Origin of the sequence: Silvimonas amylolytica, assembly GCF_014645555.1 — a bacterium.
In the GTDB taxonomy this organism is placed as follows: domain Bacteria; phylum Pseudomonadota; class Gammaproteobacteria; order Burkholderiales; family Chitinibacteraceae; genus Silvimonas; species Silvimonas amylolytica.
The window spans coordinates 294,622-306,862 of sequence record NZ_BMLY01000003.1; the positions used below are offsets into that span (position 1 = coordinate 294,622).

Below are 12,241 nucleotides of genomic sequence, written 5' to 3' on the forward strand. Positions count from 1 at the left end.
ACAAGCTGCGCTTTTTTTTATTCGCCGTTCGCGTACTGATCACAGGGTGCGGGCCAGCACCCAGGCATCCACCCGGCGTGCACCGGCTTTCAGCAATGTTCTGGCGGCCACATGCAAGGTCGTGCCGGTGGTCATTACGTCATCAACCAGCGCAATGTGCCGGCCCGCCACCGCGGATTTGGCCGAGAAAGCCTGGCGCAGATTGCGCTGGCGTGAAGGCAAATCAAGTTGCAACTGGTGTCCGGTATCGCGCACGCGGGCCAGCCAGCGCGGTTCTACGGGCACGCCAAGATGCCGGCTCCAGACTGTGGCAATCTGCAAACTCTGGTTGAACCCCCGTTCTTGCCAGCGCCTGGCAAAGAGCGGTACCGGGATGATGACCTCCGGTTGTGGCATGCCATCAAGCCGGTGCGCCGCCTCGCGGGCCAGCAAATCAAACAGCGACCAGCGCCCGGAAAATTTCCCGGCAGGGATACAACGTGCCAGCCAGCCCGCGTATTCAAACGCTGCCACGGTCCGCGTGAATGCCGGCAGGGTCCGCTGACACTGCGGGCAATCACCCGCGATGAGCGATGGCATGGCACAGCGCTGGCAAACCGGCTGATCAAGCCACGGAAGTTCACGCCGGCAGGCATCGCACAGGCCCCGACGGGATGCTTGTCCGCAGAGCGCGCATTGCGCGGGTGGCAATAGAGCGAGCAATGTGTTTTGTAATTTGTTCAAAAAAATATTCTGATAATTTGACAACTGACTGGACTCCCTCACAGAATGCAAACAACCAAACCCGCTTAGCTTAGGGAAAGCCATGAATCATCCTGCTGCGCTGACGCAACCCGTGACCTTCAAAAAGCTGGAGCCCCATCCGGAATCCGGTGCCTGGGACGTGGCCGATATCGAGGCCTTGTTCAACCTGCCGTTCAACGATCTGTTGTTCCGTGCTCAGCAAGTGCATCGTGAACACTTTGACGCCAATCGCGTACAACTCTCTACGCTGTTGTCCGTCAAGACCGGTGGCTGTAGCGAAGACTGCGGCTATTGCCCGCAAGCGGCGCGCTACCACACTGGCGTCGACAACGAAGCCATGATGAGCGCGGATGAAGTCATCGATGTGGCCCGTATCGCCCGTGAAAATGGCGCCAGCCGTTTCTGTATGGGCGCCGCCTGGCGCGGCCCCAAGCAGCGCGACCTGGATGAAGTGAAAAAGATGATCGCTGGTGTGAAGGCGTTGGGCCTTGAGACCTGTGCCACGCTGGGTATGCTCAAGGAAGGGCAAGCCGAGCAACTGCGTGACAGCGGCCTGGATTACTACAACCACAATCTGGATACCGCGCCGGAAAAATACGCCGATATCGTTTCCACCCGTCAATACGACGACCGTCTGGATACGTTGGGCAAGGTCCGCAAGGCCGGCATTCATGTCTGTACTGGCGGCATTGTCGGCATGGGCGAAACCCGCGAAGACCGCGCCGGCCTGATTACCCAACTGGCTAACCTGGACCCGCAACCGGAGTCTGTACCGATCAATAATCTGGTGCAGGTCGAGGGCACGCCGTTGCACGGCACAGACCCGCTGGACTGGACCGAGTTTGTGCGCACCATCGCTGTGGCTCGCATCACCTTGCCCAAGAGCTTTGTGCGCTTGTCGGCAGGTCGCCAGCAAATGCCGGAAGCGATGCAGGCGCTCTGCTTTATGGCGGGTGCCAATTCGATTTTCTACGGTGACAAGCTGTTGACTACCGGCAATCCGGATGTAACGCGCGATCGGGCCTTGATGGAGAAGCTGGACATCAAGCCGTTGTAATTGGCGCAGCCGTCTGCGGTTGAGATCAGAAAAAGGATGACTTTGGTCATCCTTTTTTGTTGAATGGCTTCCGGTTCTTGTTTGTGGGCGGCATGAATATGTGGATGTGGCTACGACGTGGTGGTTTTACTGTGCTCTATGTTCTGGCGTTGTTCGTGCCGGGTGCAATGCATATGGAAAATCTCATCGATTGGCTCGGCATGTGGTGGATCGGAGTCTCGGTAACGTATGCGGGGCTGATGATAGGTTTCGCGGGGCGGGCATCAAAAACGGCATTGTCGGTGGTATTCCTGGTGACGATCGTTTTCCCTATCGGTCTGCTGACGCTCCTCGTTCGGTCGAGCGATGTCACGCTGGCTATGACTGAAAAGAAAATGCTGCGGTACCTGTCCGAGACCCCTGATTTCTGGTGGCATGTGCTGGGATTGTTTTGGCCGTTGCTTGGCGCTGGCTTAGTTGTTGGCGTTTTCCAGTGGCGTACGGTGATTAGAGGTCAAAGAGATAATCCCGTCGCGGCTATGAAGCCTTGAAAGCGGGTGTAGGCGCCAGATGGCGCCGTTGTTTTAGGTGTCGGGGGTTGCCCGACAGCAAGCCACTTTCTTTTGGGTTGCCAAAAGAAAGTGGCCAAAGAAAAGGCAACCCCTACGGCAGCGCCCCTGCGGGGTTCCCTGCGCTTCTCGCGTGGTCCGGCAGGCTCGGGAACTCGGCCTGTGGCCTCAGACACCCCTCACCGAAACCCCGGACCCCGTTGCGATGCTCGGCACTGCCAAAGGGGAGGCAAGTCAAGAGCAACCCCAACCCCAACCCCGCAAACCGTTTGTGTGCAGGAGGGGGTGCTTTGAAATACGCATCAGTACACGAAAGAATTTAAAAGTTATAAAAATCTAACATAATATTCTTTATTGTTATTTAATGCTCAGTGCTACCTTGATCTCACGCCCACCATCACAGGGCGACGAAAAGGGGGGCACATGAATGCTTATCTGATCGGGGCGGATCGCCTCGGCAATATCCCGCAATTGCTGGACCGTTACGGGATTCGCATCGCCGCGCATCTGAGTGGGCGCGATGCATCGCATCAGCGCAAGCCGACCAGCGCGCGCGGGGCGGATTTGATCATTCTGTTCACGGATTTCATGGGCCACAATGTCATGCGCAATTACCGGCAGCTGGCCACGCAAAACAATATCCGTTTTGTGGCCTGCCGCCGTTCGGTATGCGATCTGGAGCAATCGCTGCTACCGGTGTTGCAGCGGGCTGCTGTTCACCAGCACCCGTAAAAACGGGCCGTCAGGAGCGCGCTTCAGCGCCCGGCCAGCCCTTCGTGCAAGCCACTTGCCCGGCGCGTTTGCCGGCCCAGCGCGTCCTCAAATCCTTGTGGGTTGGCGGTGACCAGCGTGAAGTATTGGCGGGCGCGGGTAATGCCGGTGTAGACCAGTTCCCGCGTCAGGATCTGCCCGGCATCTATTGGTAGTGCCAGCACGGTATGTTCAAACTCGGAGCCCTGAGATTTGTGCACGGTCATGGCAAAAGCGGTTTCGACATCCGCCAACCGGCTAGCGAGTACCGAGCGGATTTCCTGACCATCCAGAAAATACACCCGTAGTGCATCCGTGGCCGGGTCGGCCAGGGCGATGCCGATGTCGCCGTTGTAGACCTTCATCCCCGGGTCGTTGCGGGTGATCATCACCGGGCGGCCGGCGTACCACTCACCGCGATGGCGAGGTAGCCAGTCATGACGCGCCAGTTCAGCCTCAATGGCTTTGTTGAGCCCGGCCACGCCCCAGTCGCCCTCGCGTACCGCACAGAGCACACGAAAACGCTCAAATGCCGTCAATACTGCGCGCACCCAGGTTTCATGATCGGCATGCTGTTGCGATCGTTGTTTCACCACGCCCAGATAACTGGCGTAGCCACCTGGCGCGCCGGCACGGCCACTCAATGCAAGTTCAACGACATCTTGCGGGCCAGCGCGGTTGCGCCATTGCACCGCCGCATCATGACCTGTCAGAACCGCCCGTGCACCAGGGGTGTCGCCCCGGTTGACGGCCAGCGCTAACTGGCCGATCGGACCACCAAACCGGCGGCTGACCCGCAGCATGACCGTTTGTTGCGCCAGGGCACTGCCAGGACCAAAGTATTGCGCAGGCAGCGTCTGTCCTGTGCTTCGCGCCACGAAATCGGCCGTCTCCTGGGTATAGCGGCCGGCCTCGGCCTCCCGGCATAAATCGCCCAGCACGGCGCCGGCTTCGACGGAGGCCAGCTGGTCTTTGTCGCCCAACAGAATCAAGCGGGCGTGGGCGGGCAGGGCATCAAGCAAGGCAGCCATCATTTCCAGATGGATCATCGATGCTTCATCGACAATCAGTACATCCACTTCCAGTGGATTACCGGCATGGTGGCGAAACTTGCGTGTATCTGGTCGTGCGCCCAGCAGACTATGCAAGGTACGGGCGGCACCGACCCGTTCGGCAAACGCCGTCAGTGGCAGGTCGGCACCTACTTTTTGCTGTAATTCCTGCAAGGCGCCATCAATGGATTGTTTGAGTCGTGCCGCCGCTTTGCCGGTGGGCGCCGCCAGTGCGACACGCAAGGTTTCCGGGTGGTCAGCCGTAGCCAGCAAAAGCGCCAGCAAACGCGCGACAGTATAGGTTTTACCCGTGCCCGGGCCTCCGGTGACAATGGCCAGTTGTCCACGCGTGCCGATGGCACACGCCATTTTTTGCCAGTCTGGCTGGATGGCTGGATCGCTATCAAATAGTTGACTCAACCATTGCCGTACCAGGGCGTCCTGCTCGCTCACGGCATGTGCAGTGCGCTGGCGTACGGCCGCAGCGACCTGCTGTTCATAGCCGTAATAACGGCGCAGATAAAGCCGCGACCCTGCCAGAACCAGTGGTGCATTGCTGGCGTTCGGTGTGGTGGTAACGACGGTGCTGCGGGTCAGTTCGGCTTGCCAGTCAGCAATGTGAGCTGGCATCGCCGGGGCGATGGTTTGCCAGGCATTCAAGCCCGCCACGGGCCAGGCCAGCAAGGTCGCTGGATCGCTCACCAGGTCGTCGAGCATCAAGCAGCTGTGACCGCGGCCTTCCATATGTGCCAGTAATGTTGCTGCCAGCAATACCGTGGGGCTGGCTTGTGGGTCAAGGTCAGCCAGAAAGCGGGCGAACGCGCTATCCAGTTGGCGCAGCCAGCCTTGGCTGGTCCAGTACGCCAGGTGTTCAAACAACGTGGCTCGATCAATGCTCACGGCGGATTCATCGGCGAACAGATCGCCGCTTAATGTATCGACTCGCCGGATCATGGCTGAACCTCCCGCATGGCGTGATCAAGTTGTTCCAGCAAGGCCAGATCCGCAGGCACCACATAACTGCCGCGCTGTGGTCCCTTGATTCCGCGCATAAAGAGGTAAATGGCGCCTCCAAGGTGTTCTTGTGGCCGGTAGCGCGGGCCCAGCCGCTGTTGCAGTAGCCGGTGCAATGCGAGCATGTAGAGCGCAGCTTGCACGTCGTAGCGGTGAGCAGCCATGGCACGTTCTAGCGCATCAATCGTGTAATCGGCGTCACCTGCGCCCAATGCGTTGGATTTGTAATCCAGAATCCAGTAGCGGCCCTCGTGTTCGAACACGAGATCGCAATAGCCTTTGATCATGCCTCGCAGCTCACGCTCGGCCAGGTGTGGACGGGGTTGCCCGCCCAGCAAATGCCTCGTGCAGAGTGCGTCGATGCTCTGGCTGGAGATCTGTTCGTTCGGGAACCAGAATTCCATTTCCGGCAGGATGTTCGTGAGCGCGGTCAACGGCGTGTTGATGGGTTGTAATGGCGTACGGGCCAGCTCGCTCAGCCAGCGCGTCACCTCGGTCTTGCGGTTGGCCCAGCCTAGTCGTTCACAGCGGCGCCCGAGGCGCTCGGCAAACTCTTCGGGTGCGCGATCAACCAGAGCAAAGCCTTCACTGGCAAGCCATTCCAGTTGGTCATGCAGCAAGGTGCCGGGTAGCGCACCCCGCGGAAACTGGTGCCATGGCGCTTCATCCGTTGCACCCTGAAGAGGGCCCGGATTGTTTTCAGCGGCTTCTTGCAAGGTTTCGTCGCGCGCGGTTTCCGGGGCGGCCAATGCGGCGTGTTGCATGTCACGGATCAGGCCCGAGAAACTGGCGATCTGCCAGCGCGTGTCGATCTGACCCTGATAGAACGACACCTCAACCAGGGGCGCTGCGTTGTCTCGAGGTGCCATACGCGTGAGCGGTGGTTCATCTGGGGGGATGGCTTGCAGCGTGATCTCGGGCGTCTCGCCCTTCAACTGCTGCAAGGCTTCCGCCAGATCAAGCTCTGACAATGCTTTGCCGCCAGCCAGCAGATAACCGATTGCACTGCGTTGCAACCGCGGGCTGCGCCCTGAGAGGAATTCATTCACCCCCAGCCACAATGCGTGGCGGGCACGGGTGGTGGCCACGTAGAACAGGCGCAAGTCTTCTTGTAGACGAGCGATATCAGCGGCAGCCCTGGCATGGTCGGTTTGATCGAAATCCAGCTGTGGCTGGCCCGCCGCGTCGAGGTAGCGGATGACTGTCGCATCTCTCCCCTCAAACCACGTCGTAGCAAATGGCATGAACACCAATGCGTATTCCAGGCCTTTGGATTTGTGCACCGTGACTACTTTGACAAGGTCCGCGTCGCTTTCCAGCCGGACGATCTTTTCATCGCCAGACTCGCGTGTGCCGGTAATCTGTTCGGCAAACCAACGGATCAGTGCCTGCTCGCCTTCCAGTTGCTGGCTGGCATGTTGCAGTAGTTCGGCCAGGTGTAGCAGATTGGTCAGGCGGCGTTCGCCCCCACCCTTGGCCGGGGCTCCCGCAAAGGCGCCGGCATTTGCGGATGCAACTTGCAGCGGGGCGAGAAGCCTGGCCGGCAGCCGCAGCGTATGAAGAAGATCGCGCACCATGGCCAGCACGCCGTAACGCTTCCAGCGCTGGCGCAAGTCCTTGAGCGTTTCCAGCCGTTTTTCCCATTCCAGATCATCGCTGGCCAGCCGGGTCAGCGTCGGCAAATCCAGATTGGCCATGGCGGTGGCCCAGGCCGCTCGTGCGCGGTGGCCATCTAACGGGTCGGCGACGGCAATCAGCCAGCGCAAGAGATCAGCTGCCTCCGGACTGTCGAATACCGAATCGGAGTCAGACAGATACACACTGGCGACGCCGCGTTGCTGTAAGGCGCGACGGACTACTGCGGCTTCTTTACCAGATCTAACCAGAATGGCGATGTCCGCCGGTTCCAGTCTTCGTGTGCTGCCATTGGCGGAAAAGCCAGTTGTCGGGTCATTGAGCAGCGTGACGATTTCCTCTGCGCACAGCCCGGCAAAGTGTTGCTGATACAGCTTGCCGGGGAGTTTCTCATTCCCGTGCCAGATGGTGACGGGGGGCACCGCACCGCGGTCGTGTACCAGTTGTTCTGCACGGCCAGCAGCGTTGACGGATTCAAACGGCAGCGGGTTGTCGTCCCCCACCCGAAAGCGGAATGCGCCTTGCTCAAAAGCCTGTTCTGCAAACTCGAACAGCCGGTTTACGCCCCGCACCAGGCCGGCGGTGGAGCGGAAATTGGTATCGAGCACGTAGTGGCGGCCAGCCGTTGCCCGGCGTGCTTGCAAATAGCTGTGAATATCCGCGCCACGAAAACCGTAAATGGACTGTTTGGGGTCGCCAATCAGCAACAGTGCGTGTGCCGGGTTGTTATCTGCGGCCCGGTAGAGTTGATCAAAAATACGGTACTGACGGGGCGAGGTGTCCTGGAATTCATCAATCAGCGCGACCGGATATTGCGCCAGAATGCGTTCGCGCAGCGTGGCGCCGTTAGGCCCGGAGAGGGCGTGATCCAGGCGCTGCAGCATGTCCGCAAAGCTATAGACGCCTTGCTGTTTTTTGAGCTGGCTCATGCGCTGGGCCACCCAGTCAGCAGCATGGATCAACAACCCGGCACGCAGCGCGGGCAAGGATTTGCGTGCTTCCAGCCAGCGTAACAGATGCGCTTGCCACGGGTGTTCCAGCAGCGCGCGCTGTGCAGCGCTCGTGGTTTTTTTAAAGTGTTCGTCCGTCGGCACCATGCTGGGCAACCACGTTTCCAGCAATTTGCCGGTGGCAGTCCCGCCCGCCGCCCAGGCGCGCACTGCTTGCAGGCGTTCAGCAAACGGACTGTTGGCGTGGGTATATTTGCGGTTGTTCAACCAGCCTTCGTTAAAGGCATCTTCCCACACCTGTTGGAGGCGCTCATCCGCTGCCAGCCAGGCCGCGCGGGTGGCGTTTTCCAGCTGTGCGACTTCCATCGTGGTGTCGCGCAAAGTCTCAAAAAAACCAGGCTGCGGAGCCGGGCGTTCATCCATACGCAAGAGATCGGCCAACCGCCTGGCCAGCCGGGCAGGTGTCGGCGCGACATCCAGAATGGCCTCGACACACAGTGCATCCAGTTGGTAGACATGCTCACGCCAATAGTCACGGGTGGCGTCCAGCAGCAGTTCATCCTCGTTTTGCAATAGCGATTCATTGAACAGGTTGCCACTGTCGAAGGCGTGCTCGCGCAGCATGCGCTGACACCAGGCATCAATGGTGAACACGGCTGCGTCGTCCATGGCGTCGGCGGCCATGGCCAATCTGTGGGCGGCCTCGCTGCGCACGGTGGCGTCGTCATAGCTGGCCAGCACCTCTTGCAAAAAGATGTCCTGTGCTGCGGGCTGTTCTTCATCCCGGAAACACCGTGCTGCCTGCAGCAAACGGGCGCGGATACGGTCAGACAACTCTCGTGTGGCCGCACGGGTAAACGTCATGACCAGTATCTGCGCCGGCAATAACGGCGTGACGAATGCATTGGTGCCACCATGACCCAGGATCAGCCGGATATACAGTGCGGCAATCGTCCAGGTTTTGCCGGTACCGGCGCTGGCCTCGATCAGGCGGCTGCCATAAAGCGGAAATGAAATGGCTTGCAGACGGTTGGCTTCAGACATGGTCGGCCTCCTCGTCTTCACTGCCCCACGGCGCCACACTGATCTGTTCGGCCGCCCATTGGGCCAATGGCGCAAAGAGTATTTCGGCGTACTGCTGGAAGCGGCCATCCTGGCTTAATGTGGCGAAATCCGGCCAGATGCGCGCCAGGCAGGGCTCGGCAGATTCGGGTGAAATCCCCATCATGCCGGTGCCTTCGTAGACCTCAGCGGGCTTGCCGTTTTCAGCAAGGGCAGCCAGCGCAGTAGCGACGGCAAAGGGCAATGGTTGCGCCATGCCTTGCGCCCAGACAGCCAGGATCTGGTCTAGCGTTTCACGCGCAAGGGCGGCGTCTGGCTGCCCCAGGGTGAGCACCGCATCGCGCGCGACAATCAAACCCGTCATGCGGATGCCTGCAGCTGCGGTCACCAGCTGACGCAACCAGGCCAACAACAGTTTGTCAGCGCGCGGTTGGCCCTTGCGGGTCAGGTTGCCGGGGCTGAGCATCAGCCAGGCCGTTTGATCGCCGCACTGGCGCAGGCCATCCAGCCAGTCTTCCAGCGTGATGCCGGCATGGCTGGTTTGCAGCAAAATGCGGGGAGCGTCATCGGGCCAGTCTGCAGTCAACGCTAGCCAGTGCGCCCACATGGGTTGCACTTGCGCCATCAATGCGGTTTGCGTGCGCTCGCCCATGGGGCCGATGGGCAATTCACCACTGCGACCTGCGCGAAGGGCAGCGTGCTCCAGGGCGGCCGGGTCTGGCACAGCGCTGGCCTGATCCAGCCATTGCGCCACCATTTGCCAGGTTTGCAGGCCATCAAGCACAAAGGGTTCTTCGTTGTCTTCGACCAGTGCCAGATCTTCGAAACGCACCTGCAATACTTCCTGGAAATATACTTTGACCGGGTTGGCCAGAAACTGCCGCAACAAAGAGAGGGTGACTTGCTTGCGGGTTTCCGGCGCATTGTCTGCGGGGGAACGGGGCGTTTCAATGGCACTCAGTTGATGCGCATCACGCCATTCGCGCACCCAGGTATGCAACTGGCCGCCTTCAAAATAACGCCGGCTAAACGGTTGCAAGGGGTGGTGCGTGGTCAGTCGTTCCACTGCACCTTCTTGCCAATTGGAAGCCAGGTAATCCCGAAATTGTGACACCAACACTGACGCGGGTTGCTCGCTGTTATCACGCGGGCTATGGCCGGCCCAACTGATGTATAACTGGCGCCGCGCGGCCAGTAGCGCCTCGAGCATCAGGTAACGGTCATCGTCCCGCCGAGAGCGATCCCCCGGCCGGTACTGGCCGGCCGTGGCCAGCAGGTCAAAATCAGCACGCTGATTCTGGCGTGGGTAGTCGCCATCGTTCATGCCCAGCAGACACACCACCTGGAAGGGGATGGCACGCATGGGCAGCAAGGTACAGAAGGTGACACCACCCGCCAGAAAGCGTTTGTCCAATGTCGGTTCATCCACCTGGCCCAGCCACGCTTCACGCAACACGGGCAGTGATATCGCATCGACGTAGCCGGCGAGCTCGCAGGCGTGCAGCCAGCGCTGCAACGCGGTATCGATGGCGATCAGCGTTAACCGTTCGCTATCATTGGCAGATTCAAAAAACGCTGCCAGCAGTGCTCGGCCGGCTTCGCTCCATTCTCCTGGCGTACGCGGTTGTTGCAGCGCTGCGCTCCATTGAATCAGTTGTTCTACCAGTGCGGCCAGAGAACCGGCGACTGCGGCATCAAGGCCGCCTACTTCGCCATACGGTTCGATGCCCGCAAACGGGGCGTCATCCCCGCTGGCAAAGCCCAGCAACATGCGGCGCAGGCCAAACAACCAGGAGTTCTGTTCGCCCACCGCAGCCAGCCCCAGTTGCGCACGTTGTTCGCCAGACAAGCCCCAGCGGACTCCAGCGCCCACGCTCCACTGTGCCAACCGTTCCAGATCGGCCTCGGTAACACCAAACCTGCGTGCCAGCGCGGGGACATCAAACAGATCACGTACTTCAGAGAGGCGGCAGCGCTGTTCAGGCAAGCGCAGCAGCCACTCCAATGCTTTAAGCAAGGGGTTGATGCCACGGTTCTTCTGGTCTGCAATCAGCCACGGAATAAAGCGCGGATCATTGCGCTCGTATTGACCGAAAACAGCCTCAATCGCCGGTGCGAACGTTTCGATATCCGGCACCATGACCACGATATCGCGCGGGGTGAGCTGTGCTTGCGGATCAACCTGGGCAAACAAGTCCAGTAATTGATCGTGCAGGATTTCCACCTCACGCTGGGCGCTGTGGGCGACATGAAAGATAATGGATCGATCAGCGTCGTTCACCGGAGTCTGTTCACCGTCTGGTGCTTGCAAATCACGGATGCGCGCCTGGACCTGCGCCAGCATGGTGGCGCCTGGGTTGTCATCAAACAGGTCTATGCGGGTATCGGGAAAGCGTTGTTGTGCGGCGAGGGCGTCATCAAATTCATCCAGCATGCGCACAAAGTCCCGCCCCTGGCGGCCCCAGGCCGCCAGTAACGGATTGCTTTGGGTGTGCATTTCTGCAAGCTGCAGACGCGACAAATCTACGCCGCCACGCAAACCATGCCGGCGGCGTGCCGCGCGCAATAATTCGCGGCCGTCAATGATATCGGCCCAATGGAACTGACACGGATTAGGCACGGCCAGAATGACCTGACAGCGTTCGGCCAGTGCCGCTAGCGCGTGCAGGGTTTGCATGGGCAGGGCAGAGACGCCAAACAGCACGACGCGGCGCGGCAACGGGCTGACCGGCGCATCGCCGCGTTGTACGGCTTCGATAAACCGCGTGTGGATCGCATCGCGGCTGGTCTGGCGCAGGTTTTCAGGTACATCAGCCAGCAAGGCCCGCCACAGTGCGGCTTGCCAGCGCTGGTCTTCCTGTAGCGGCGTGAGGCTGCTATCTGCCCGGCGCAATTGATCGCGCCCGGCCGCCCAGTCAGTCAGCCAGTCGGCACGGTACACCTGGTACTGGTCGAACAGGTCTGCCAGCTTTTGCGCCAGTTGCCACAAGCGACCTGCATCGTTGTCGTGCAGGAACTGCCGCAGCGGCGCGAAATGGGGTTCCGCCAGATGCGTGGGCAAGATGCGCATCAAGCGCCAGGCGAGCGGAGATTTATCCAGTGGTGATACGGGCGGCACTGCCACCGGTCCCAGCATTTTGCGATACGTGCGCCATAGAAATTGTGATGGCAACTGTACCGATGCTGCGGCGCTGATCCCGGTTTCCTGGGCCAAGGACAGCTTGAGCCACTCGGCAATGCTATTGCTCTGGACCAACAGAATTTCTTCTTCCAGTGGCGCCAGCGGGTGAGCGGTCATCCAGCTGAAAACCGTGGTACGCAAGTCTTCTAGCCGGTTGCCATGCAGCACCAGCAAACCAGGTGTGAACTGTTCAGTCATGAGTGGGATGCGTGCGCTCTGGGATCGGGGCGGGGATGAGCGTCAGTGTA

The 12,241-nt window shown here is 60.0% G+C and carries 7 protein-coding genes; 3 read left to right on the top strand and 4 right to left on the bottom strand.

The genetic code is table 11. The features are described 5' to 3' along the window. Nucleotides 1-39: 39 nt before the first annotated feature. On the bottom strand, nucleotides 40-807 hold the full coding sequence (locus IEX44_RS11150; protein WP_268238899.1) for a ComF family protein: 768 nt from the start codon (nucleotides 805-807) through the stop codon (nucleotides 40-42). Between IEX44_RS11150 and bioB the strand changes: the two genes are divergently transcribed. The 3 genes from bioB (at nucleotide 806) to IEX44_RS11165 (ending at nucleotide 3,081) form a co-directional block, all read left to right on the top strand. Further along, complete coding sequence (bioB, locus tag IEX44_RS11155) at nucleotides 806-1,801, top strand: biotin synthase BioB (protein WP_188693300.1); 996 nt, start codon at nucleotides 806-808, stop codon at nucleotides 1,799-1,801. The two genes, IEX44_RS11150 and bioB, sit on opposite strands and share 2 nt — an antisense overlap. A gap of 92 nt (nucleotides 1,802-1,893) precedes the next feature. Continuing rightward, a complete protein-coding gene (locus IEX44_RS11160; RefSeq protein ID WP_188693302.1) occupies nucleotides 1,894-2,331 on the top strand; it encodes a hypothetical protein in 438 nt (145 codons plus the stop codon). A 441-nt stretch (nucleotides 2,332-2,772) separates the two neighbouring features. Beyond that, nucleotides 2,773-3,081: a DUF2325 domain-containing protein gene (locus tag IEX44_RS11165; protein ID WP_188693305.1), complete on the top strand. Its 309-nt coding sequence runs from the start codon at nucleotides 2,773-2,775 to the stop codon at nucleotides 3,079-3,081. Between the two features lie 23 nt (nucleotides 3,082-3,104). Here the strand turns inward: IEX44_RS11165 and recD are convergent, their stop codons facing one another. Genes recD through recC form a run of 3 tightly spaced genes read right to left on the bottom strand, consistent with a single transcriptional unit; the run spans nucleotide 3,105 to nucleotide 12,191 of the window. Next, the gene (gene recD, locus IEX44_RS11170; RefSeq protein WP_188693310.1) at nucleotides 3,105-5,105 is read right to left on the bottom strand and encodes an exodeoxyribonuclease V subunit alpha; all 2,001 of its coding nucleotides are present in this window, start codon (nucleotides 5,103-5,105) and stop codon (nucleotides 3,105-3,107) included. Next, on the bottom strand, nucleotides 5,102-8,794 hold the full coding sequence (gene recB, locus IEX44_RS11175) for an exodeoxyribonuclease V subunit beta (RefSeq protein WP_188693313.1): 3,693 nt from the start codon (nucleotides 8,792-8,794) through the stop codon (nucleotides 5,102-5,104). Before recB ends, recD begins: the two co-directional genes overlap by 4 nt. Further along, nucleotides 8,787-12,191: an exodeoxyribonuclease V subunit gamma gene (recC, locus tag IEX44_RS11180; RefSeq protein ID WP_188693315.1), complete on the bottom strand. Its 3,405-nt coding sequence runs from the start codon at nucleotides 12,189-12,191 to the stop codon at nucleotides 8,787-8,789. Before recC ends, recB begins: the two co-directional genes overlap by 8 nt. Between the last annotated feature and the right edge of the window lie 50 nt (nucleotides 12,192-12,241).